The organism is Bifidobacterium pluvialisilvae (assembly GCF_019331695.1).
GTDB classification, from domain to species: Bacteria; Actinomycetota; Actinomycetes; order Actinomycetales; family Bifidobacteriaceae; genus Galliscardovia; species Galliscardovia pluvialisilvae.
Genome location: NZ_JAHBBI010000004.1, coordinates 138,021 through 163,081, shown reverse-complemented (window position 1 = coordinate 163,081; position 25,061 = coordinate 138,021). Strand labels below are relative to the sequence as shown.

General features: G+C 65.9%; 12 protein-coding genes. 8 read left to right on the top strand and 4 right to left on the bottom strand.

Translation table 11 applies throughout. The features are described from left to right. Positions 1-62: 62 nt before the first annotated feature. The 6 genes from KIH77_RS04805 to KIH77_RS04780 all read left to right on the top strand — a co-directional run bounded on the left by KIH77_RS04805 (position 63) and on the right by KIH77_RS04780 (position 13,000). Positions 63-6,050, top strand: a complete 5,988-nt coding sequence (locus tag KIH77_RS04805; protein WP_236024482.1) for an Ig-like domain-containing protein — start codon at positions 63-65, stop codon at positions 6,048-6,050. A 41-nt stretch (positions 6,051-6,091) separates the two neighbouring features. After that, positions 6,092-7,537, top strand: a complete 1,446-nt coding sequence (locus tag KIH77_RS04800) for an AAA family ATPase (RefSeq protein ID WP_219099968.1) — start codon at positions 6,092-6,094, stop codon at positions 7,535-7,537. Positions 7,538-7,622: 85 nt separating this feature from the next. Next, positions 7,623-8,852, top strand: a complete 1,230-nt coding sequence (locus tag KIH77_RS04795; RefSeq protein ID WP_219100014.1) for a DUF58 domain-containing protein — start codon at positions 7,623-7,625, stop codon at positions 8,850-8,852. Further along, complete coding sequence (locus KIH77_RS04790) at positions 8,849-11,449, top strand: transglutaminase-like domain-containing protein (RefSeq protein WP_219099967.1); 2,601 nt, start codon at positions 8,849-8,851, stop codon at positions 11,447-11,449. Before KIH77_RS04795 ends, KIH77_RS04790 begins: the two co-directional genes overlap by 4 nt. A gap of 1 nt (position 11,450) precedes the next feature. Beyond that, positions 11,451-12,410, top strand: coding sequence for a PP2C family protein-serine/threonine phosphatase (locus tag KIH77_RS04785; protein WP_219099966.1), 960 nt, complete (start codon positions 11,451-11,453; stop codon positions 12,408-12,410). 2 nt (positions 12,411-12,412) lie between these two features. After that, positions 12,413-13,000: a variant leucine-rich repeat-containing protein gene (locus KIH77_RS04780; protein WP_219099965.1), complete on the top strand. Its 588-nt coding sequence runs from the start codon at positions 12,413-12,415 to the stop codon at positions 12,998-13,000. A 172-nt stretch (positions 13,001-13,172) separates the two neighbouring features. On the opposite strand, the gene KIH77_RS04775 is transcribed toward KIH77_RS04780, so the two are convergent. Further along, positions 13,173-13,853: an FHA domain-containing protein gene (locus KIH77_RS04775; RefSeq protein WP_219099964.1), complete on the bottom strand. Its 681-nt coding sequence runs from the start codon at positions 13,851-13,853 to the stop codon at positions 13,173-13,175. A gap of 117 nt (positions 13,854-13,970) precedes the next feature. Here KIH77_RS04775 and KIH77_RS04770 point away from each other — a divergent pair, with 117 nt between their 5' ends. Further along, complete coding sequence (locus KIH77_RS04770; RefSeq protein WP_236024472.1) at positions 13,971-15,248, top strand: putative ABC transporter permease; 1,278 nt, start codon at positions 13,971-13,973, stop codon at positions 15,246-15,248. A gap of 341 nt (positions 15,249-15,589) precedes the next feature. Here KIH77_RS04770 and KIH77_RS04765 read toward each other — a convergent pair whose 3' ends face one another. The 3 genes from KIH77_RS04765 to KIH77_RS04755 form a co-directional block, all read right to left on the bottom strand. Next, on the bottom strand, positions 15,590-19,720 hold the full coding sequence (locus tag KIH77_RS04765; protein WP_219099963.1) for a DNA-directed RNA polymerase subunit beta': 4,131 nt from the start codon (positions 19,718-19,720) through the stop codon (positions 15,590-15,592). A gap of 110 nt (positions 19,721-19,830) precedes the next feature. Beyond that, positions 19,831-23,457 (bottom strand): DNA-directed RNA polymerase subunit beta, encoded by a 3,627-nt coding sequence (gene rpoB / locus KIH77_RS04760; protein ID WP_219099962.1) that lies wholly within the window; start codon positions 23,455-23,457, stop codon positions 19,831-19,833. Positions 23,458-23,730: 273 nt separating this feature from the next. Then, on the bottom strand, positions 23,731-23,952 hold the full coding sequence (locus KIH77_RS04755; RefSeq protein ID WP_219099961.1) for a hypothetical protein: 222 nt from the start codon (positions 23,950-23,952) through the stop codon (positions 23,731-23,733). Positions 23,953-23,999: 47 nt separating this feature from the next. Here KIH77_RS04755 and KIH77_RS04750 point away from each other — a divergent pair, with 47 nt between their 5' ends. Next, positions 24,000-25,025 (top strand): exonuclease domain-containing protein, encoded by a 1,026-nt coding sequence (locus KIH77_RS04750; RefSeq protein ID WP_219099960.1) that lies wholly within the window; start codon positions 24,000-24,002, stop codon positions 25,023-25,025. The last annotated feature ends 36 nt before the right edge of the window (positions 25,026-25,061 follow it).

The following is a 25,061-nucleotide window of genomic DNA, read 5'->3' as shown; positions in this document are numbered from 1 at the left end:
ACCATGGATGGCATACCCATAGGAGAGCACAGGTAGGGGGAACCGTGAACGGCAGCGAAGAGATGCGCCCCGGCATGCGCGCCCGTCTGGCACGTCTGCGCGGCGTCATGCCCACCAGACGCAATCATTGGATCATGCCGGTGGTCGCCCTCGTGCTACTGCTCGGCGTGGTCGTCGGCGCCATCATCATCAGCTCCATCACCCGCCAGCACGTGCAGCTGGACAACGGCACCGTGTGGATCACGTCGCTGAAGAACCAGAAGGCCGCCCGGTTCAACGTCAGGCTGCAGGAGGCGGACGCGGCGGTGTCGTCGTCGGCGCAGCGGTTCGACGTCAGCCAGTCCGGGGACAACACCGTGCTCAACGAGGGCGGCCGGGCCCTCGGCATCAAGGCGTCCACCGTGGGCGTGAACGGGCAGACCGACCTCAAGGGCGAGACCACGTCGGCGATCGGCGGGGACTCCATCGCGTTCCTCAATACGAAGAGCGGCGATGTCTGGGTCGGCGAGGCGGACTCGGTGGACGGCGTCTCCCCCACCACGGCCAAGCCGGTCATGAGCCTCGGGCAGGGCGGCAAGGTCGCCGTGGACAAGGACGGTGTCGTCTACGGGTACCGGCCGTCGGACGCCATGGTGCTCACGCTGGACAACCCCCAGGGGTCGAATCCCCGCGAATACGGTTCGCTCAACGGCGGCAAGGAGCTCGTGGCCGACGACTTCACCGTGGTCGGCGGACGCCCGGTGGTCGTCTCCGGCGGCACGCTCACATTCAACGGCGGTTCCATCCGGCTGCCGGCCACCGGCCGCGTCACGCTGCAACAGCCTCCGGTCGACGGACGCCAGGACGCCTCCTGGGTCGCGGCGTCCACCACCGCCGGACTGGTCGTCGCCGACCTCGACCATCCGAACGCCAAGCCGGTGACGCTCACGTCCGGCGGCAACGGCGAGGCCGCGCAGCCGGTGTCGTCATCGGGATGCGTCTACGCGGCGTGGAGCCAGCGGGCCAACAACTTCATCAAGGCGTGCGGCGCGCCGAAGGACGGCCGTCTCGCCGACGAACCGCAGTTCAGGACGCTCAAGGATGTCTCCGAGACATCGCAGCTCACGTTCCGCACGAACCACCGTCTGGTCGTGCTCAACGACGTGACGAACGGCAACGTCTGGAATCCGGACGACTCCACCGACGTCATCAAGCTGCAGTGGAACCAGATCCAGACCGAAAAGACGACGACCACCCAGGAAAGCCAGGACACCGCCAACAACCACCAGAACTTCGCCGAGAAATGCTCGGCCACGTCCGGCACCATCAAGGCGGTGGACGACACGTTCGGCGTGCGCGCCGGCAGCGAGGAGATCCTCGACGTGCTGCGCAACGACGAGCAGACCGACTGTTCGGTGCTGCACATCGAGAAGGTGGAGTCCCCCGGCGACGACGCCACCGTGGCGTCCGTCTACGACGGCCGGTATCTGCAGCTCGACGCGACGAACGCCCACGCCGGCACGGTGAAGTTCTCGTACTCCATCTCCGACGGCCGCGAGCAGACGTCGTCGGCCACGGTGACGCTGAACGTCACCGACGGCGACGACGACAAGGCCCCCCGGCAGACCGACACCCCTCCCGAGTACCAGGTGGAGCAGGGAGCATCCTACACCGCGAACGCGCTGGCGAGCTTCACCGACGGCGACGGCGATCCGATGACGCTGGTCTCGGCCACACCCACCAATTCGGATCAGGTCATGGTCTCCACACGCGCCGACGGGCAGCTGGTGTTCAACACCGGTTCGCAGGCGTCCGGGCGCGTGGGTGTGCAGGTGCTGGTCTCCGATGGCGAGAAGACCGGCAAGGGCATGGTGTACTTCTCGGTGAGGCCGGCGAACACGCTCACCGCCGTCATCGACCCCATAGTCAGGCAGGCGCAGCCGGGCAAAAGCATCACCGTGGCGCTCAGACAATACGTGCACGGCACGTCGGTGCAGCCGGCGCAGCTCTCCGCCGTCACCCAGCCCGCCAACGCCTCCACCGCCGCCAACAACGAGGACATGTCGTTCACGTTCAAGGCGGCCAATCCCGGCACCTACTACGTGCCGTACACCATCACGCAGGGCACGCAGCCCACCACCGGACTCGCGCGCATCGAGGTCAAGAACGTGGACGGCAAGGCCGCCAAACCCGTCGCCGCCAACGACGTGGCGCTGCTCGGCGCCGACAACACCGCCATCGTGGAGCCCCTGGCCAACGACGTCGACCCGCTCGGCGGCGTGCTCGCCATCAGCTCCGTGAGCGTCCCCGGCGAATCGGGCATCAAGACCGGCATCGTGGGCCACAAGCGCGTGTACCTCACCGCCCGCCAGGTGCCGACCAAACCCGTTGCCGTAAGCTACACGGTGGCCAACGCGCAGGGGCAGAGCCAAGGGCGCATCGTACTGCAGCCGCCGGCGTTGTCCACGCAGAACAACGCGCCGAAAGCCGGCAACATCAACGTCCAGGTGCGCGCCGGCGGCATCGTCACCATCCCCGTGCTCGACCACGTCACCTACGCCGACGGCACGACCGTGAAGCTCAAGACCGCCCTGCAGTACGACAAGAAGACGTTCAAGGGCCTGGCGTTCGTCTCCGAGGACAACGTGCGATACCAGGCCGCCGACGCGCAGGGCGTCTACCCGGTGACGTACACCGTGCAGGACAACCTCGGCAACACCGCGTCCGGCACCATCACCATCACCGTGCACAAGAAGGACGCGGCCAGCAAGCCCGCGCCCACACCGGCCGACGTGGAGGCCCAGGTGGCGGCCGGCCAGAAGGTGAAGATCCCCATCACGCTCACCGGCATCGACGTGGACGGCGACGGCGACACGCTGAACGGCCTGGGCAACACGGTGCCGAAGCTGGGCCGCATCACCGAGACCGGCGCCGACTATCTGGTCTACGAGGCATACGCGGACTCCTCCGGCACCGACACGTTCAGCTACGCCGTGGAGGACTGGACCGGCCAGCGCGCACAGGCGCAGATCCGTGTAGGCGTGTTCAAGTCAAGCTCCGACTCAGGCGTGTACGCGCGCGACGACACCCTGTCCATCCGGCCGAACACCAAGGTCGACGTGCCGGTGCTCATCAACGACATCTCCGGAGACTCCGAAACGCTGACGCTCGATCGGAAGCTCGACATGCAAGGCGTCAGGGACGCCAAGGTGCGCAACAACATGATCGAGCTCACCTCGCCGTCGAACGCGGGCACGGCCTACGTGATGTACACGGTGAGGACGAAGGCCGGCCTGACCGACACCGGCACGCTGACGGTGAACGTCTCCGACAAGGCGCCCATCTCCCCGCCCACCGCATACGACTACAAGGTGCCCGCCGCCGCGACCATCGACAAGAAGACCGTCGACGTCGACGTGAAGGACTGGATCGCCAACCCGTCCGGCACCGCCGACGAGCTGAAGGTGGACGTGCATCCCAGCGCCAGGGACCACGCGCACCGCAAGGGCGGGGAGAACTCCACCGTCATCGCCGTGGACCTGACCGGCGAGGCGCGCGCCGTGCCGTACACGGTGACGAACACGAAGTACAACATCACCTCCACGGCGTTCATCCAGGTGCCCGCCTACGGCGTGTTCCCCCCGACGCTGCGCCCCAAGGCGCCGAAGCTGCAGGTGCATGCGCGCGAGACCATCGAAATCAACATCGCCGACTACGTGCGCGTCGGCGCCGGCAAGACCGCGAGCGTGGAGTCCAAGGAATCGGTGAGCGCCACGAAATCCGACGGCGGCGACCTGTACGTGAGCGACACGAAGCTGAAGTTCACCGCCGCCAAGGACTACGCGGGGCCGGCATCGATAACGTTCACCGCGGTGGACGGCAAGAAAGGCAAGGACAAGAACGCCATCATCAATTCGGCGGTGCTCACGCTGCCCATCACGGTGATTGGCCGCCAGGTGCCCCCGCCGACGTTCTCCGCGCCGACCATCGACGTGGTGCCCGGAGATGCGAAGAAGACCATCTCGCTGCGCGAGCTCACCCACGCACCCGACGGCGCATACGAGGACGAGAAAGCGTACACGTATTCGACCGGCGGCAGCGCGAGCCCCATCGAGGCGACGCTGTCGTCCGACGGCAACCTCACCGTCAGCGCGCCGAAGGACGCCCGTCCGGGCACCAGCGTGACCCTGCCCATCGCCATCAAATACGCGAACGGCACGGTGAACGCGGGCGTGACGCTGCGCGTCACCCAGACGAACCAGCCGCTCGCCCGCGTGGCCGGGCAGACGATCCGCGCAAAGGCCGGCACGCCCGAACACCTGAACATCCTCACCGGCGCATACAACCCGTTCCCCGATACACCGCTGACGGTGGTCGGCGCGACCACGGACGACGCGTCGCGCATCAGCGTGAGCTATACCGCGGGCGGCGACCTGACCATCACCCCGGCCTCCAACATCGGCGCATCCACGAACAAGGTGGTCGTCACCGTGCAGGACGGCACGAAGGATGCCTCGCGCAACGTCACCGCCATCGTCACGGTCTCGATCGTCGACCGTCCGAACCCGCCGCTGCTCTCCCCCGTGGCGGGCACGCCCGCCGATGGGTCGGTGAACCTGGCATGGACCCCCGGCGCGTCCAACGGCGCCCCGATCACCGAATACGAGGTGGACTACAACGACCGGAAGGTCAGCTGCGGGGCCAACACCACCTGCCAGATCACCGGACTGACCAACGGCCAGGAGTACGCGTTCACCGTGCGCGCCATGAACGAGGTCGGCTGGTCCTCCCCTTCGAACACCGTCAAGGGCATGCCCGACAAGGTCCCCGACGCCCCCGCCGAAATCGGCGTGCTGGGAGGCTACAAGAGCGTGAAGGTGGGCTGGACCCCGCCCGAATACGTCGGCTCCGCACCGGACAAATACACCGTGACCATCACCGGCGCCGGGGGGTCGCAGACCCAGACCGTCACCGGCCGGACGGCCACGTTCACCGTCGACAACTCCGCCGGCGGCAAGGCGTTCACCGCCCGGGTACGCGCCCATAACCGCGCCGGGGACGGCATCGAGGGCACCAGCATCAACAACGACGCCCCCTGGGGTGATATCGACGCGCCGACGGTCTCCATCAGACAGACGGATTCCACGACCGTCGCCGGCACCGTCACGCTGGGCGACCTGCATGGCGCCGGATGCTCCGGCATCACGCTGAGCACGGGCGGCAGCGTGCCGTGCTCTTCCGACGGCACCTTCTCCGTCACCATCGGCCAGAGCGACTACTTCAAGCCGATGAGCGTGACCGCCACCGTCGAACCGGAGAAGCCCGGCGGAGGACCCGCCAAGGCCACATCGAACGAGATCAGACCCAGCTACGAGATTCGCAAGCCCGATCTGACCGTCTCCGGAAGCGACGGCGTCTGCACGGCCAGATGGTCCGGCAACGACAAATACGACGACATCATCGTCACGTTCGGCGGCGAACGCGTGACCGGCGGTTCGGCCACGAAGCGCATCGGGGAATGGCAGCGCTGTCCGTCGGCAACGGCGTATCAGACGCTGAATGGCGCCAACGGCCCGTCCGTCACCGCCCAGGACAGGAACTACGTCTACAAGGTGCCTCCCCGGATCGGAGACTCGTTCTCGCTGTCATGGAACGCCAAGGACCGCAACACCATCGACGTGAACCGCGCAAGCGACATCCAGCGATGGGGACAGAACGCCACCTACGTGCTGACGGTCAATGACCATGTCGTCAACGGCTGGACCCCCGATATGAGGTCCATCAGGGCCTCCGACGTCGGACTGGAGTCGACGTCCGGATCGGGCGGCGACACGGGCGATACATCCGAGGGATCCTCGTCCGGCGGGGCCGAGACGACGCCGGACGTCAGCTGGTCGCTGGAGGTCACGTTGAACAACGACAGCACCTACAGGGACGAGGCCCACGGCACCCTGTCGGGCAGTGGCCGCGCCCTGCCGACGAAGACGAAATCGATGCAGTCGGCATATATGGAGCGCAACCAGTCGTCGCCGGCCGTCATCATGCAGGCCGGTTGGCGGCGCCTGTACTAAACGCACGGATGCACCGACACGGACAAATCACAAGGAGAGATATGAGCCAGAACACCAACGGCAAGCGCCAGACGCCGGACACCGGCCGGACGAACGACGGCAAGGGAACGGAGGGCATCGACGACGGCACCGTCCTCTCCGACAGCACGGTGCTCTCCGACAGGACGGTCCTGTCCGACGGCACGGTCCTGTCCGACAGGACCGTCCTCTCCGACGCCACACAGCTGAGCGCCACGCCCCATGTGCAGCCGAAAAAAGACGACGGCGACGGTTCCGGCGCAACGGCCGCGAAATCTTCGTCCAAGCCGGCGCTCCCCAAGCGTCCGGAACCGTCGCGCGGCACCACGGGCAAGACGGCACCTGCCGTCACACGGTCCGACGCGCAGACCCCCGCGGCAGGCTCCACCGGGCTTCCGAAGAAGACCGCCGCGCAACCCGCTGCGCCGAACCCCGGTCCCGGACCAAGCCGGGAACCGCGTCTCAGGCCGCAGCCGAAACCGGCCCGCTCCGACAACTCGATGCTGCCGCAGCCCGAACCCGATATCGTCCGGTTCAACACGGTGTTCGTCGCCATCGTCGACAACATCGCCCAGGTCATCCTCGGCAAGGAGACCACGATACGCCAGTGCGTGGCGGCGCTGATGGCCGGAGGCCACGTACTGCTGGAGGACAATCCCGGCACCGGCAAGACCCAGCTGGCGCGAGGTCTCGCCAATTCCATCGACGCGCCGTTCAAGCGCATCCAGTTCACGCCCGACCTGCTGCCGAGCGACGTGGTCGGAGTGACGTTCTACGACCAGAAGACCGGCGAGTTCACGTTCCGCAACGGCCCGATCTTCGCATCCACCGTGCTGGCCGATGAAATCAACCGCGCCTCGCCGAAGACGCAGTCCGCGCTGCTGGAGGTCATGGAGGAGCAGAAGGTCACGGTGGACGGCGTCACCTACCCGGTGCCGCAGCCGTTCATCGTCATCGCCACGCAGAACCCCATCGAACAGCTCGGCACCTATAAGCTGCCGGAGGCGCAGCTCGACCGCTTCCTCATCAAGACGTCGCTGGGCGACCCGGGTCATGAGGCCAGCCTGCGCATCCTGCGCGAGGCCAATGTGCGCGACCGCGCCGAGACGGTGGAGCCCGTGGCCGGCGCCGAGGAGATTCTCGAACTGCGCGGCATCGCCGAGGGCGTGCACGTGGATGAAGCCATCGAGGAGTATGTCGTGCGTCTGGTGGAGGCCACCCGCCACAACGACAAGGTCCTGGTGGGCGCGTCGATGCGTGGCGCACTGGCGCTGATCCGTCTCGCACGCGTGTGGGCCGCCGCGGACGGCCGCGGCTATGTGGTGCCCGACGATGTGAAGGACCTGGCCGCCGTCGTGCTGGCGCACCGCATCATCCTCACCCCCGAGGCCACGTTCGCCGGGGCGACCGCGGGCAGCGTCGTCGCCGACATCCTCGCCGAGGTGGTGGCGCCCACCATCGGCGCCTGATTGTACCCGCAACTCCAAGGAACATGGATCCATGGCTCGACAAACGGCATTGCATCAACGAAGCGGCGTCCGGGGACGTCGTCACATGCGCCAGCGTCCCCGGAACCGCGGCGGCGGACGTTCCGGAGGCGCAAGGCGCCTTTGGAGCAGCGCCGCACGCCGTCCCCTGCGTTTCCTCCGGTCTTACGTCTCCCCGCTGGGGTGGACGGTGCTGGGATTCAGCGTCGTCTGCGCGGTGGCCTTCGCGTTCGTGCGCTGGCACGAGCTGCTGGTCATGGCGGTGGTGGGGACGGTCATGCTCATCGCCGCCGTCACGATGTCGTTGGGCAACACCGGGTTCTCGGCGGCGTTGTCGGTGCCCAGCCGCCATCTGACCGTCGGCGACGTCGTGCCGGTGGACGTGTCCGTCAGGAACCCCGGCAGGACGCCGACTGTGCACGCGCGCGGCGACCTGTCGCTGGGATCCATGCATGAGACGTTCGCCATCCCGTCGCTGGCTCCGAAGCAGGAGAAGCACACCAGCGTGGAGTTCACCACGATATCCCGTGCCGTGCTGCCCGTTGGCCCCCTGCGCATCCGCAAGGGCGACCCCTTCGGCCTGATCCGCCATGAGAAGACGCTGGCGAGCCGCATCAACGTGTTCATCCATCCACGGATCACGCGGCTCAAGCCGCTGAACGCCGGCATCCAACGCGACCTCGAGGGCCAGCCGAGCGGCGACATCGTCGACGACGACCTCGACTTCTACGGCCTGCGTGAATACCAGCCCGGCGACGACATGCGCAACGTGCACTGGCTGTCGACGGCAAAGTCCGGCACACTCATGATCCGCCAGTACGAGGCCACCCGCAAGACCACCACGGCGCTGAGCCTCGGCATCAACCCCAACGACTACATCAACGCCGAGGAGTTCGAGCTCGCCGTCTCCATCCATGCGTCGATCGGCGTGCAATGCACCCTGCAGGGACGGCGGATGCGCGTGCTCGTGGGCGAAGGCTCCACCGACCCGTCGCAGTCCATGGAGTTCCTTGATGAATGCAGCGGCATCCTGCCCGACGAGGACGAGAACCCGAACCTTTCCGTGACGGCGCTCACCCACTGCCCCGACGCCTCGCTCTACTGCTTCACCGTGGGCAGCATGAAGAACCTGGAGGTCATCAAACGCATGGTGCTGCCGCTGCCGAAAAGCGCGACCTGCCTGGTGCTGGTCGCCGATCTGGGCGCGCAGCGCGCCATCCAGCGGTTCGAGGACTTCACCATGGCCACAATCGGCGAACTCGACGATCTTCCTCTGGTGATGGGGGCTTTGGCATGACGACACCGCAGTATCAATCGTTGCATACGGCATCCGACATCGCCGACCTTACCGGCACGGGTACGGGTACAGGCACCGGCACGTGGGCCAAGTCCACGCATTCGGCCATCTGGATCACCCGAGGTCTCAGGGGCGGCGAGCGCCGGGCCCTGCTCGACGCGCAGTCGCTGGCGTCATACGCGGTGAGCCTGGCGGTCATGCTGCTGGCGAACCTGCTGGCGGCGGCGAACCTCATCGACGTCTATGGCTCCCCCGTCTCCTGGGCCGCGGCGGCGGTGCCGGCGGCCGTGTTGGGCCTGTTCATCGCGTTCGCAGGCATCCGCACGGTGCTGCGTCTGTGGTGGCAGCTGGTGTTCCTGCTGGTCGCGCAGTTCATCGTGGGGCCGGTCATCGCCCTGCCCGAGACCACGATCGGCCATGTCATCCCCGGTCTCGACACCCTGTCCGGAGGCGTTTCGGCCACGTTCGGCTCGTTCAAGTACCTGATCTCCATCGACCCGGCCGTGGGCACGGGCGGGGGCGATCTGATGGCGCTGTGGACGGTCGTGCTGTGGATGGGCTTCCTCTCCGGCGTGTTCGCCATCGCGCGCAAGCCGTTGGCGTCCGTGCTCTCGGCGGTGGCGGTGGGCGTGAACTTCGCCGTCTGCGCGGCGCTCGGCACGCATGCCGGCGTATGGCCGGTGGCCGTGGGCATCATGCTGGCGCTGCTGCTGGTCGTCTGGCTGAGCTGGCGCATGGGCCTGCTGGAACTGAACCGCTTCGTCTCCGTGGGCATCATCATCGTGCTGGCGGCGGCGTTGGCGTTCGGTTCCTCGCTGGTCGTGGCCCAGCATCGCGAGGTGCTGCGCGACAAGTACGAGCCGCCGCTGAGCCCCTATGACTATTCGAGCCCGCTGAGCGGCCTGCGCGCCTATGTGAAGGACCATAAGAAGGACACGCTGCTGAGTGTGAGGAACCTTCCGGCCGGCACGCCGGTGCGGCTGGCCGTCATGGACCGGTTCGACGGGGCGGTGTGGAACCTTTCCGACTCGTCGCAGGCGGCAGGCTCCTCCGACTACCGCCGCGTGGGGCGGAACATCGGCGACGAGGCCCGCGCGAAGACCGTCGGCGACCGGTTCACGGCCACGTTCACCGTGCGCAGGGGGCTTGCCGACGTGTGGTTCCCCACGGCCGGCGTGGCCACGTCCGTGGGCCTGACCGGCGAGGACGCGCAGTCGTTCTACTACAACACCGACACGAATTCGGGCATGCTGACGACGCGCCTGCGCTCCGGCATGACGTACACGGAGCATGGCATCGTGCCACGCGTGCCGTCGACCAAACAGATCGACGACTCCCAGGCGGCCGTCGTGGAGCAGCCGCAGACGGAGGATGTGCCCGATTCGGTGAGCAAGCTCGCCACGTCGTTCGCCGGCGGCAGCACCGATGGCGGCGCCGCGGCCCGGCGGCTCGCCGACAAGCTCAAGGACAACGGCTGGTTCTCGCATGGTCTCAAGGGCGACTACCCGTCCCTTCCCGGCCACGGGTCGTATCGCGTGGACAAGCTGCTCGCCGGCAAGTCCATGGTGGGCGACAGCGAGCAGTATGCCTCGGCGATGGCCCTGATGGCCCGCGACCTCGGCCTGCCGTCCCGGGTGGTGCTCGGATTCGTCCCCAAGAACAAGGACGGCGAAATCACCGACAGCCGTACGAAAACGGCGAAGGACGGCACGACGACCATCGACTTCACCGGCAACGACATCGAGGCCTGGGTGGAGGTCAAGCTCGACGGATACGGATGGGTGGCGTTCTATCCGACGCCGAAGGAGACGAAGGTCCCCAACGAGAATCAGAACCTCACGCCGCCGAATCCGCAGAAGCTGGTCCGTCAGCCCCCGGTGCCCCTCCAGGACCCGTTGCGTGACGAGAACCAGACCAAGGGCCAGTCGAACCTGGACGGCAGCGACGCGGACGATTCGTCGTCGTCGCAGTGGCTGGGCAGGGTGCTGGGCATCGTCGGCAAGGTGGCGTTGTACGGCAGCCCCGTGTGGGTGCTGCTCCTCGTCGTCGGTACGATTCTCGCCATCAAGTCGGTCATGCTCTCCCGTGCGCGGAGGAACGGCAGCCCGAGCATGCGCATCGCCCAGGGCTGGCGGCAGATCTGCCTTCTGGCCCGGCAGAGCGGCGCCACCGTCTCGGGCACGCGCCGCGACCAGAGCCGTATGATGGCCAGACAACTCGCCCTGCCGCAGTCCACGTTGGAGGCCCTGGGCAAGCAGGCCGATTACGCGGCGTTCTCGGGGGCGAAGGTCGACGAGGCGTCGGCGGCCGCGTACTGGGGCACGGTCGATCAGGTCCGTCAGGCGATCATGCGGGGATTACCGCGAAATCGCGCGATCCGCACTAGACTTTCATTGCGGGGTGTGTTCGCCGATCCGGTGGGCGCCAGGCCGGCATCGCCGTCGTCGTCATCCGGGACGACGGCCGGCGGCACCGTTGTGAACGCTCCCGATAATCGAATATTGCTATGGTTGAATGCGGTCAAGGACCGACTGCACCCCCGTACGGCATCATCCCGTACGTCATCACAGGCCACCGATCGCAGCACGAAAGGATGACATGACCGACATGCATATCAGTGCCGCCCTACGCACCGACATAGGGCGCAAACGCCGCATCAACCAGGACTGCGGTCTGGCCGGTCATGGCCTGTTCCTCGTATGCGACGGCATGGGAGGCGGCGTGGCCGGCCAGGAGGCCAGCCGCCGCACGGTCAACCGTTTCGCCACGCTCGCCGACCGGGAGAGCCGTACCAAAAAAACCATCGAGGCCACGTTCGACACGGCCCAGCAGGACTCACTCGCCCTCGGCGAGGAATACGGGGGCATCGCCGGCACCACCGCGACCGGCCTGATTCTGGCCGATACGACGTCGCTGCTCCCCCACTACGACGATCTGGCCGACGACGAGGACCAGTCGCAGACGCTCTGGCACACCGACGACGACGGCAACGCCTGGTACGTGGTCAACGTAGGTGATTCCCGCACGTATCATCTCGACCGCCGCGGCGACAACCGCGGCTGGGAGGCCGGCTCGCTGGTGCAGATCACACGCGACCATTCCCGCCGCCAGGAGATCATCGACGTCGGCGCCATGCTGCCCGAACTCGCCGAACAGATGGTGCCGCGCAACATCATCACCCAATGTGTGGGTTCGCCGGACGGTATAGAACCCGATTATTTCCGCGCCGACCTGAACGGACGGTTCATCGTCTGCTCGGACGGCCTGCATTCCGAAGTCGACGACGAGACCATCGCCATGATCGCCGCCGCCCATGAGAACCCGCAGGACGCCGTCATGGCGCTGGTGGACGCCGCGCTGGCCAGCGGTGGACGCGACAACGTCACCGTCATCGTGGTGGACGTGACCGTGGACGACGAGGATTTCGCCGGACTGCCGCAATGGTCGTATGTGAAGATCGCCCGCGACGAGGATATCGCCGACATCGGCGAATCGACGTTGGACACCCTGAGAACTGTAACCGCTCGGAATATCGCCGGGCCGAAGGAAAGTGAGTAATTATGGTTGATTATGACGCCGCGGTGGCGGCCGTCCAGGATCCGAACGCGGATCCGGTGCTGCTCGCGAAGATCGCCTATGAGAATCCGGAATTCGGCGCCAACGTAGCGGCGAACGACCGCGCATACCCCGGCCTGCTGCGATGGATCGCCGAATTCGGCGACGACCGTGCCAAGGAGCAGGCCCGCATCCGCGGCTACGTGGCCGACGGCACGCCGACCGGCCACGACGAGGACGCGGAGCAGGCAACGGCGGCACAGCCCGAACAGCAGTCGGCCTTCGCGGAGGCGCAGCCGGCGGCGGACTACGCCGGCCAACAGGCAACGGCGGCACAACAGCAGCCCCGGCAGCAGACGGCGGCTCAGCCCATGGCGGCACAGCAGCCGGTGGCGACCAATCAGTACGGCTTCACGGTGGCGCAGGCGCTCGACCCGAACACCGATCAGATCACCATCGCGCAGATCGCCCAGTATGCGCCGGAGCTGCGCGTCTACCTGGCACAGAACCCGAGCACCTACCCGGAGCTGCTCAACTGGTTGGCCCAGCTCAACGACCCGCAGATCAACGCCGCCCTCGCCCAGCGCGGCTGAACGCGGCAGGACGGCGCGACGGCGCATATGGCATGGCGCCGCATAACGACGTACAACGACGAATGGTGTGGTCCCCCGTCCGGGGGTGCCACACCATTCGTCGTTCTCATGCCCTGATAACCGGGAACGGGCCACATGCCCGCCAGCGATTACCACGCCTTGATTACCGCGGTCACTGCGCCTTGTCGAGAGAGAAGAACTGGTCGCCGATGCGCACGGTGCATGGCACGCTCACCTGCACGGGCGTGCCCTTCACGACCTGTGACTCCTCGCCGTTGACGATGAGGAACGTGCCGTTGAGCGAACCGTAGTCCTCCAGCCACAGGTTGCCTTCCTTGTCGAAGCTCACGGCGGCATGGTTGCGCGATATGGTGCGCGTCGGATCGGCGAGTCTGATGGAGGTGGCGCCTTCGGGCAGGTTCCGGCTGGGTTTGCGGCCGAGCAACGTGCTCTTCTCGAGAATCACGGTCTGTCCGGTGGCTTCGTTGTGCAGTTCGTAGCGGTGGTCCGGCTTCCTGGTGAAGGACGAGGAAAGCACGGTGCTGTCCCAGTCCTCGTCGTCCCCGTCCGATTGCCCGGAATGCCCTTCGTCCCGACCGGCCGCCGCGGGTGCGGAGTCGGAAGCGGCGTTGGCGGACAGTGCCGTGGCCTTCTGAGCCGCGGTTCCCTGCGCCGCGGCATCGTCGGCGATCGCGTCGGGAACGTCGTTGTGGTCCGCGACGGTCTGCTGGTTCCCGGCCGCCTGCGCGACGCCGGCGGCGTCCGCGGACGCGGACACACCCGGCATGACGGTGTTGTCATCGTCGTACCAGCCGAACTCCGGCGGGGGCGGATATGGAATATGAGAAGTCATAGTTCATTCCTACCACATGAGGCGAAAAATCGTGGTTTCTTTCTTGCGTATTCATGCGACGGTCGCCGACCGTATTCCTCGCCGTGTTCTTCCATGCCGGGTAGGCTCGAAATCATTATGACGAACGATATGAAACCCGCTGACGACGGTACCATGCATTCCGCCGACGATCTGGCCCGTCGGGTCGCCGACGCGACGGCCATCGCCGCGACCGAGGCGTCGCTGGAATCCACGCCGTCCATAGACGGACGCCGTCTTCCCCTCATGGCGAGGATATACGGCGCATTGTGCCTGATCGTCGGCCTAGTGACGTTGCCGATGCTGATCATGCTGATCGTCGACACCGTCGACGGGCTCGACATGGCGCACATCCAGCCGACGCTGACGTTCCTGCTTTCCTGCGTGCATGCGCTGCTGTTGGTCGCCAACAGCGCCGCGCTCATCGTGTTCGGCATCCTGCTGGTGCGCAACCGCCGCCGGTATGCGGCGCGGTGGGCGTACGCGCTGATTCCGCTGACGCTGCTGGAGGGGCTGTCGAACCTTGAACTGTATGGTCTGGGGCCATCGCTGCTGGTGCCGTTCGCGCAGTTGGTGCTGTTGGTGGTGATTTCGGTCGTCGCCGATCCGACATTGCGTGACGAACGGCGGATCCAACGTGCGTTGCGTCGTATGAACGAGCAGGATCGTCTTGCCGCCGAGGCGAAAATCGACATGGTGGGACGTGACCTGACCGGCCGAGGCTACATCGCACTGGATTTCTTCAACCTGTTCTGGGTGTTCGTCGTGGCCTGCGTCGTGGGCCTGGGTATCGAGACCATCTATCATTTCGTCATGTACGGCGGCGAATGGCAGGACCGCGCCGGACTGCTGTATGGTCCCTTCTCCCCCATCTACGGCTTCGGCGCCGTATTGCTGACGGTGTTTCTCAACCGTCTGTGGGACAGCAATCCGCTGCTGATTTTCATCGCCAGCGCCGTCATCGGCGGCTCGTTCGAGTTCGCGGTCAGCTGGTTCATGGAGACGGCGTTCGGCATCACCGCATGGGACTACACCGGGCAGTGGCTGTCGGTGGGCGGCCGTACAAGCGGCAAGTACATGCTGATGTGGGGCCTGCTTGGTCTGGTGTGGATCAGATTGGTGCTGCCGAGGCTGCTGAAGCTCATCAACCGGATTCCGTGGAAGTGGCGGTATTCGTTGACGGTCGCCATGTTCGTGCTGTTGTTCGTCGACGGCGTGATGACGCTGATGGCGTTGGACTGCTGGTATTCGCGTGTCTCCGGCTTGCAGCCCGGGTCGCCGGTGGAGCTGTTCTTCCAGCGGCATTACGACGACGCCTACATGCAGCATCGTTTCCAGACGATGACCATCGATCCGAACGTCTCAGGGCGTGTGTAACACCCCGTCATTCCAAGCGAGAACGGTCCCCACTTTCCGTCATCCTAAACGGGAGTGGTCTCACCTTCTGTCATCCTGAGCGAAGGCGGCCCCATTTTTTCCTGTCATCCTGAGCGAGCGGAGCGAGTCGAAGGATCCCGTGGGTTCGGTGGTGAGATTCCTTCGACTCCGGCCGATGGCCTTCGCTCAGGATGACAGGGAGACGCTCGCTCAGGATGACAGAAAGACAGAAAGTATGCTCGCTCAGGATGACATGAAAAACGCTTAGGATGACGAAAAAGGCCGGTCATCCCGAATGCAACGGGATGACCGGCCTTTCTATGCCGTATCGGCGTTATCGGCTACTTGATGCTGCCGTCGTCGTCGGTGTTGTCGGTATCGTCGGTCGGCACGTTGCCGAGGTCGATGCCGTGGTCGCCGGCGTCCTTGTGGTCGCCGCCGAGATCGGAGTCGCCGCCGAGGTCGTTGAGGAAGTCGTCGGGGTTGAAGTCGTCTCCGAGGCTCAGGTCGCCGAAGTCGATGTTGGAGAAGTCCACATCGTTCAGGTCGGCGTCGGTGAGGTCGTTGAGGTTGGTCCCGTCGTCATCACTCAGGCCGAAGCTCGGGTAGATGGTGTCGCGGATGGCCTTGTCGGGCTCCACCTTGGCGTTGCGGTAGCGGGCGAGGCCCGTGCCGGCGGGGATCAGCTTACCGATGATCACGTTCTCCTTGAGGCCCTTGAGGTCGTCGACCTTCTGGTTCAGGGCGGCTTCGGTGAGCACGCGCGTGGTCTCCTGGAAGGAGGCGGCGGACAGCCACGAGTCGGTGGCCAGCGAGGCCTTCGTGATGCCCATGAGCTCCGGGCGGCCGGTCGCGGGCTTCTTGCCGGCCTTGACGGCGGCCTTGTTGATCTCCTTGAAGCGGGCCTTGTCCACGAGCTCGCCCGGCAGCAGTTCGGTGTCGCCGGAGTCGAGCACGGTGTAGCGGCGCAGCATCTGGTGGACGATGACCTCGATGTGCTTGTCGTGGATGTCCACACCCTGGGAGCGGTACACGGTGTGCACTTCCTCCACGATGTTGATCTGCGCGGCGCGGGCGCCCATGATGCGCAGGATCTGCTTCGGGTCCACGGAGCCTTCGTACAGCTTGGTGCCGCGCTTGATGTGTTCGCCGTCCTTGACGAGCAGCGGCACGCGCTTGGTCACCTTGTAGGTGAACTGGTCCACCTTGTTGCCGTCCTGGTCGCGGGCCTCGGGATCGTCCGGGGTCAGGATGACCTGGTGGCCGGTCTCGTTGTCCTCCACCTTCACGGTGCCGTCGTACTCGGCGATCATGGCCTCACCCTTCGGCTTGCGGGCTTCGAAAAGCTCGGTCACACGGGGAAGACCCTGGGTGATGTCGGATGCGGCGGCCACGCCACCGGAGTGGAAGGAACGCAGCGTCAGCTGGGTGCCGGGCTCGCCGATGGACTGGGCCGCGACGATGCCGACGGCCTCGCCGACGTCCACGAGCTGGTTGGTGGCCATGGACCATCCGTAGCACTTGGCGCACACGCCGCGCTTGGATTCGCAGGTGAGCACGGAGCGGGCCTTGACCTCCTCCACGCCGTGGGCGACGAGGTCGTTGAGCACGTCCATGGACAGGGCGTCGTCACGCTTGTACAGCACGGTCTTGCCGTCGGCCGGGTCGATGACGTCGGCGGCGAGCAGACGGGAGTACGGGCCGCCGTCGGCAGCGGAGACGAGCACGAGGTTGCCGTCGTCGTCGCGTTCGGCCACCTTGATGGTCAGACCGAGCTTGGTGCCGCAGTCCTCCTCGCGCACGATGACGTCCTGGGAGACGTCGACGAGACGACGGGTCAGGTAGCCCGACTCGGCGGTCTTCAGTGCGGTATCGGCCAGACCCTTACGCGCGCCGTGCTGGGAGATGAAGTACTCCAGCACGGTCAGTCCGTCGCGGTAGTTGGACTTCACGGGTCGGGGGATGATCTCGCCCTTCGGGTTGGCCACGAGGCCACGGATGCCGGCGATCTGGTTGATCTGCATCATGTTGCCTCGTGCGCCGGAACGCACGATGATGGAGAGGTTGTTCTGCGGGTCGAAGCTCTGCTCCACGGCCTTGGACACGCTGTCGGTGCACTCGTTCCACAGGTCGATGAGCTCCTGGCGGCGCTCCTCCTCGGTGAGCAGACCCATGCTGTACTTGCCGTTGATCTTGTGGGCTTTCTCCTCGGCGTTGTCGACGAGGTCGTTGAGCTCCGGGGGCTCGATGACGTCGGAGAACGCGAAGGTGACGCCGGACCACGGCGCGCGGGTGAAGCCCATGTCCTTCAGGGCGTCCAGCGAGGCGGCCACCTGCTGGGTGGAGTAGCGGGACGCGATGTCGTCGACGATCTTGCCCAGCTGCTTCTTGCCCACCTGGTAGTTGACGAACGGGTAGTCCACCGGCAGGGTGCTGTTGAACTGGATGCGGCCGTAGCTGGTGGCGAACAGCACGGAACCGTCGGAGAAGCGCTCCTCCTTGGCCACGGCGTCCTCACCCTCGCGGGGGTCGGCGACCTTGACCTCACGCGGCTCCCAGTCCTTCGGCAGCACGAAGTCGGCGGGCATGCGAATCAGCACCTCGGCCTGCAGGTCGATCTCGTGCAGGTCGAGCGCCATGCGGCATTCGTCCAGCGAGGAGAACACGCGGCCCTGGCCCTTGGCGCCTTCAAGCACCGTGGACAGGTAGTAGAGGCCGAGGATCATGTCCTGGGACGGCATGGTCACGGTGTGGCCGTCGGCGGGCTTGAGGATGTTGTCGGACGCCATCATCAGCGAGCGGGCCTCGGCCTGGGCTTCGGCGCTCAGCGGCAGATGGACTGCCATCTGGTCGCCGTCGAAGTCGGCGTTGAAGGCGGCGCAGGCGAGCGGCGGCAGGTGGATGGCCTTGCCCTCCACGAGGATCGGCTCGAAGGCCTGGATGCCCAGACGGTGCAGCGTAGGCGCACGGTTGAGCAGCACGGGATGCTCGGAGATGACCTCCTCGAGCACGCCCCACACCTCGGAGTCGCCGCGGTCGACGAGACGCTTGGCGCTCTTCATGTTCTGCGCGTAGTTGAGGTCGACGAGACGCTTGATGACGAACGGCTTGAACAGCTCGAGCGCCATCGGCTTCGGCAGGCCGCACTGGTGCATGCGCAGGGACGGGCCGACGACGATCACGGAACGGCCGGAGTAGTCGACTCGCTTACCGAGCAGGTTCTGGCGGAAGCGGCCCTGCTTGCCCTTGAGCATGTCGGACAGGGACTTCAGCGGGCGGTTGGAGGCGCCGGTGACGGGGCGACCGCGGCGACCGTTGTCGAACAGGGAGTCGACGGCCTCCTGCAGCATGCGCTTCTCGTTGTTGAGCATGATCTCCGGGGCGCCGAGGTCCAGCAGGCGCTGGAGTCGGTTGTTGCGGTTGATCACGCGGCGGTACAGGTCGTTGAGGTCGGAGGTCGCGAAACGACCGCCGTCGAGCTGCACCATCGGGCGCAGGTCCGGCGGGATGACCGGGATCACGTCGAGCACCATGGCCTCGGGGCTGTTGCCGGTGGAGATGAAGGCGTTGATGACCTTCAGGCGCTTGAGGGCGCGGGCCTTGCGCTGGCCCTGCTTGGTCGTGGCGATCACGTTGCGCAGGTTCTCGGCCTCGGCCTTCAGGTCGAAGTCGTGCAGGCGCTTCTTGATGGCCTCGGCGCCCATGCAGCCTTCGAAGTAGTCGCCGTAGTCGTCGACCATCTCACGCCACAGGTCCACGTCGCCTTCCATGTCACCGGGCTTGAGGCTCTGGAAACGGTCCCAGACGGCGGTGTGGCGGGCGATCTCGTCATTGTAGCGCTTGCGGATGGCCTTGAGGTCGCGCTCGGCGCCGTTCTTGAGCTTGGTCTTGGCCGTGGAGGAGGCCTCGCCGCTGGCCTCGAGGTCGGAAAGATCCTCCTCGAGCTTGACGGCGCGCTCGTGGATGGCGTTGTCGCGGGCCTTCTCCAGGTTCTGGATGCGCAGGTCGAACTCGTCCTGCAGGTCGGGCATGTCCTTGTGACGCTGCTCCTCGTCCACGCTCGTCACCATGTAGGCGGCGAAGTAGATGACCTTCTCGAGGTACTTCGGCGGGATGTCGAGCAGGTAGCCGAGACGGCTCGGCACGCCCTTGAAGAACCAGATGTGGGTGACGGGGGCCGCCAGCTCGATGTGGCCCATGCGCTCGCGGCGCACGCGGGACTTGGTCACCTCGACGCCGCACCGCTCGCACACGATGCCCTTGAAGCGCACGCGCTTGTACTTGCCGCAGGCGCACTCCCAGTCACGGGTCGGTCCGAAGATCTGCTCGCCGAACAGGCCGTCCTTCTCGGGCTTGAGGGTACGGTAGTTGATGGTCTCGGGCTTCTTGACCTCGCCGTAGCTCCAGTTGCGGATGTCCTCGGCGGTGGCCAGGCCGATCCTCAGTTTGTCAAATGCATTAACGTCCAGCACTCTATGTCCTGTCTGTCGAAAAATTTACTGCTTCACGTGGGTTGGCGTCCGATGGCATGACGTGTCTTCGCCGTCATGCCGTCGGACGCGTGCTAGTGGCTGCGAGGCCGTCAGCGGTACTGCGGCTCCTCGGAGTCGGCGGGGGCGCTGGCGCCGGCCTCGGGGCGGGCGCCGATGTTGAAGCCCAGGTCGTCCGCGGCGGAGACCGGGTCGTCGTCCTCCTCCTTCATGTCGATGGCCACGCCCTCGGCGTTGAGCACCTCGACGTTCAGGGACAGGGACTGCATTTCCTTAAGCAGCACCTTGAAGGATTCCGGGATGCCGGCGGACGGCAGGTTGTCGCCCTTCACGATGGCGCCGTAGACGCGCACGCGGCCGTCGACGTCATCGGACTTGATGGTCATCATCTCGTGCAGCGTGTAGGCGGCGCCGTAGGCCTCGAGGGCCCACACCTCCATCTCGCCGAAGCGCTGGCCGCCGAACTGGGCCTTGCCGCCCAGCGGCTGCTGCGTGATCATCGAGTACGGACCGGTGGAGCGGGCGTGGATCTTGTCGTCCACGAGGTGGTGCAGCTTCAGCATGTACATGTAGCCCACGGAGATCGGCTTGCCGAACGGTTCGCCGGTACGGCCGTCGAACAGCACGGCCTTGCCGTCGTCGCCGACGAGCTTGTCGCCGTCGCGGTTCGGCAGCGTGGTCTTCAGCAATCCGTTGAGGGCGTCCTGATGCACGCCGTCGAACACCGGGGTGGCGACCGGGGTGTTCGGGTCGGCCTTCTCGGCGCCGGCGGGGATGTGCTTCTTCCACTCGGCCTCGAGGTCCGGGTCGATGTTGATGTCCCAGCCGGAGTGCGCGATCCAGCCGAGGTGCAGCTCGAGCACCTGGCCGAGGTTCATTCGCGAAGGCACACCCAGCGGGTTGAGCATGATGTCGACCGGCGTGCCGTCGGCGAGGAACGGCATGTCCTCCTCCGGCAGGATGCGGGAGATGCAGCCCTTGTTGCCGTGACGGCCGGCCATCTTGTCGCCCACGGTGATCTTGCGGTGCTGAGCGATGTACACGCGGATCATGTGGTTCACGCCGGTGGGCAGCTCGTCGCCGTCCTCCTCGGCGTCCTCCTTGGTAATCTCCTTGACGGCGATGACCGTGCCGGTCTCGCCGTGGGGCACGCGCAGGGAGGTGTCGCGCACCTCGCGGGACTTCTCGCCGAAGATGGCGCGCAGCAGGCGCTCCTCCGGGGTCAGCTCGGTCTCGCCCTTCGGCGTGACCTTGCCGACGAGGATGTCGCCGGCCTCGACCTCGGCGCCGATGCGGACGATGCCGCGCTCGTCGAGGTTGCTCACCGCGTCCTCGCTCACATTCGGCAGGTCGCGGGTAATCTCCTCGGCGCCCAGCTTGGTCTCGCGGGCGTCGATCTCATACTCCTCGATGTGGATGGAGCTGAGGGTGTCGTCCTGCACGAGACGCTGGGAGATGATGACGGCGTCCTCGTAGTTGTAGCCGTTCCACGGCATGAAGGCCACGAGCAGGTTCTTGCCCAGGGCCATCTCGCCCTTTTCGGTGGCGGGGCCGTCGGCCAGCACGGAACCCTTCTCCACGCGCTCGCCCTCGTGGATGAGCGGCACCTGGTTGTAGCAGGTGGTCTGGTTGGAGCGCTGGAACTTGGCCAGCTTGTAGGAGCTGGTGGTGCCGTCGTCGTTCATCACGCGGATCATGTCGGCGGAGCAGTAGGTCACCACGCCGTCCTTCTCGGCGAGCACGACGTCGCCGGAATCGACCGCGGCGCGCCATTCGCCGCCGGTGCCCACGAGCGGGCGCTCGGACTTGATGAGCGGCACGGCCTGACGCTGCATGTTGGCACCCATCAGGGCTCGGTGGCCCTCGTCGTGCTCAAGGAACGGGATCAGCGAGGCGCCGACGGAGACCATCTGGCGAGGCGAGACGTCCATGTAGTCGACGGAGCTCACCGGGACATCGACCGCCTCTTCCTCGTTGGCTCGGGCAAGGGCGTCCTCGTGCACGAAGCGGCCGTTGTCGTCGAGCTCCTGGTTGGCCTGGGCGATCACGTGGTCGCTTTCCTGGTCGGCCGTCATGTAGACGACGTCGTTGGTCACCTGGCCGTCGACGACCTTGCGGTACGGCGTCTCGATGAAGCCGAACGGGTTCACGCGGCCGAAGGTGGCGAGCGAGCCGATCAGACCGATGTTCGGGCCTTCAGGGGACTCGATCGGGCACATGCGTCCGAAGTGGGACGGGTGCACGTCTCGCACCTCCATGGAGGCGCGGTCGCGGGACAGGCCACCGGGGCCCAGCGCGGAGAGACGGCGCTTGTTGGTGATGCCGGCCAGCGGGTTGTTCTGGTCCATGAACTGCGACAGCTGGGAGGTGCCGAAGAACTCCTTGATGGTCGCGGCCACGGGGCGGATGTTGAGCAGGGACTGCGGCGTGATGGCCTCGGCGTCCTGCGTGGTCATGCGCTCGCGCACCACGCGCTCCATGCGGCTCAGGCCGGTGCGCAGCTGGTTCTGGATCAGCTCGCCGACCTGACGGATGCGGCGGTTGCCGAAGTGGTCGATGTCGTCGACGTCCACGCGCAGCTCGACGTCCTCGCCGTTGCGCTTGCCGAGGAACTTGTCCTTGCCCTCGTGGAGCGTCATCAGGTACTTCAGCGTGGCGACGATGTCCTCGAGCTTGAGGCTGCGGTCGTTCACATCGCCTTCGAGGCCGAGCTTGCGGTTGATCTTGTAGCGGCCGACGCGGGCGAGGTCGTAGCGCTTGTTGTTGAAGTAGAAGGATTCGAGCAGGTTCTTGCCGGCCTCCGGGGTGGCGGTGTCGCCCGGGCGGATGCGACGGTACAGCTCGGTGAGGGCGTGGTTGCGGATCTCCTCGTCGTTCGGACGCTGGTCGATCAGCGGCTTGCCGTTGGAGTCCTTCGGGGTGATGGCGTCCATCTCCTTGGCGAGGGCGTCGCGCATCAGCGGGTAGCCTTCGAAGGCCTCGTTGATCTCGCGCTCGGTCATGCCGATGGCCTCGAGGAAGATGACGGCGGACTGCTTGCGCTTGCGGTCGACGCGCACGCCGAGCACGTCACGCTTGTCGATCTCGAACTCCAGCCACGCGCCACGGCTCGGGATGATCTTCGCGCCGAAGACCTCCTTGTCGCTGGAACGGTCGCGGCTGCGGTCGAAGTACACGCCCGGGGAGCGCACGAGCTGGGAGACGATGACTCGCTCGGTGCCGCCGATGACGAACGTGCCGTGCGGGGTCTGCAGCGGGAAGTCACCCATGAACACGGTCTGCGACTTGATCTCGCCGGTGTCGTTGTTGCAGAACTCGGCGTTCACGTACAGCGGCGCGGAGTAGGTGTAGTCCTTCTCCTTGCATTCCTGCACGGTGTGGCGCGGCTCTTCGAAGTACGGGTTGGAGAACGTCAGGCTCATGGTCTGGGCGAAGTTCTCGATCGGGGAGATCTCGCTGAAGACCTCGTCGAGGCCGGAGGTGTGGGGAACGGTGTTGGTGCCGTTGGCCTCGTCCTCCTCGACGCGCTTCTTCCAGCGCTCGTTGCCGATGAGCCAGTCGAAGCTATCGGTCTGCACGCCCAGCAGGTACGGGACGTCGATGGGCTCCTTGATGGAACCGAAGTTCACGCGGTTCGAAGCCTTGTGCAGCTTGATGTCATGCTCATCCGCGCGAGCATAGGTTTTAGTGGTGCTTGCTTGTGTGTTTTCGGCAGCCAAGATGGGATGGTCCTTCTCGTTCGCTGTTATTCCATACGCCAGGGAACAGCGGCCGCAGAACTACAACCTTCGCGGGCAGTTCCCCCAGTTTGATGCATGCCCGCTATATGACACACGTCACTAATCGACAAAAGGATACCATATTCGCGCGTGTCGCGCAACCAAGCGTGGTTGCCCCCATCCCATAAGCTCCCCTCGGGAGGGGAGCTGTCGGCGAACGCCGACTGAGGGGAGGAAAAGAAACGCCGCAGAGTGGAAACACCATCCAGTCGTTCATCCCTGCCTGCTGATGCCGCCTTTATGGCCCGTCGCCTTGAACGGCGCTCCCCCGCGACGACCTGCGGTGAAGCCGTGCCCCTTTCCATGAATCCTGCCGCTGCCATTCCAGCCGCCATGCCAGCCGGATTTTTTCCGGCCTATGGCGTTCCAGCCGGATTCCGAAGCCCCTGCGTTATTCACGCCGCCGTGGTTTCCGTCCGTTCCGTTCGTTGTCATACCATCAGTATGGCCTGACCACCGGAATCGGAAGAAAGGAGCCGTCAATGACACCGTCGGCATATCCGTCGAAACGTGCGACGGGAACCCGCGGATTCGCGGTGGTGGACTTCGAGACCACGGGTCTGGTGCCGGAACGCGGCGACCGGGCCATCGAAATAGGCGTGGTGCTGCTCGACCCGGATGGCGTCATCGAGCATGAGGACGAGACGCTGATCCACGTGCGTCGCGACCTGGGCATGCAGGACCTGCACCGCATCCGCGCCGCCGATCTGCGGCACGCCCCCGAGTTCGACGGCATCGCCCGGCAGTTGCGCGGATATCTGGCCGGACGCGTGTTCGTGGCGCATAACGCGGCCTTCGATTCGCGTGTATTACGCTGCGAATACGCCCGCCTCGGCTATGACGTCCCCGTTCATGACGCCGCGCGGGACCGGCGCTTCGTCCACAACGACGCCGTCCACAACGACGCCACGATGCTGTGCACCATGAGACTTGGCGGCAGACTGCTCGGTACCCGCTCCCTCGCCGACTGCTGTCGACGGTTCGGCATCGGCAATCCGGACGCGCACAACGCATTGAGCGACGCGCACGCCACGGCACTGCTCCTACGCGAATACCTGCGCATGATTCCCGACTGGCCGGGATGGGCCGCTCATCTGGACGCCGCCGAACACGCACCCTGGCCTTACATCGACGGCAATATCGCCCGTTGGATGCCACGCCCTTCCCATAGGGACGAGCACGAACGCGCATTCAACGGCGAATACGACGGCGCCACAGATATCCGCGACCGCGATTCACATACCCCCGCTCCCCCGGCGCGTCTGCGCGAGGGCGACCGCATCGTGCTCACCGGCACGATGTCGCAGCGTCGTGCGGACTGGGTCGACGACCTCGCCGCGGTGGGCGTCACGGTCTGGCCGTCGGTCACCAGAAAGGTGCGGCTCGTGGTCGCCGCCGACGTGGACACGGAATCCACCAAGGCCCGCAAGGCCCGCGCCTACAACATCCCCATCGTCGACGAGGGCTGGCTCAGAACCGCCGTCGCCAACGGCGTCGACGCCGCCTGAATACAATCGGTGAGGTGGTCACGCGTCCCACGCGCG

Coding starts and splice junctions, on each gene's coding strand:
- KIH77_RS04750 (WP_219099960.1), top strand. CDS start 24,000: ATGACACCGTCGGCATATCCGTCGAAACGTGCGACGGGAACCCGCGGA.
- KIH77_RS04755 (WP_219099961.1), bottom strand. CDS start 23,952: ATGACAACGAACGGAACGGACGGAAACCACGGCGGCGTGAATAACGCA.
- KIH77_RS04785 (WP_219099966.1), top strand. CDS start 11,451: ATGACCGACATGCATATCAGTGCCGCCCTACGCACCGACATAGGGCGC.
- KIH77_RS04780 (WP_219099965.1), top strand. CDS start 12,413: ATGGTTGATTATGACGCCGCGGTGGCGGCCGTCCAGGATCCGAACGCG.
- KIH77_RS04795 (WP_219100014.1), top strand. CDS start 7,623: ATGCGCCAGCGTCCCCGGAACCGCGGCGGCGGACGTTCCGGAGGCGCA.
- KIH77_RS04790 (WP_219099967.1), top strand. CDS start 8,849: ATGACGACACCGCAGTATCAATCGTTGCATACGGCATCCGACATCGCC.
- KIH77_RS04800 (WP_219099968.1), top strand. CDS start 6,092: ATGAGCCAGAACACCAACGGCAAGCGCCAGACGCCGGACACCGGCCGG.
- KIH77_RS04775 (WP_219099964.1), bottom strand. CDS start 13,853: ATGACTTCTCATATTCCATATCCGCCCCCGCCGGAGTTCGGCTGGTAC.
- KIH77_RS04770 (WP_236024472.1), top strand. CDS start 13,971: ATGACGAACGATATGAAACCCGCTGACGACGGTACCATGCATTCCGCC.
- KIH77_RS04805 (WP_236024482.1), top strand. CDS start 63: ATGCGCCCCGGCATGCGCGCCCGTCTGGCACGTCTGCGCGGCGTCATG.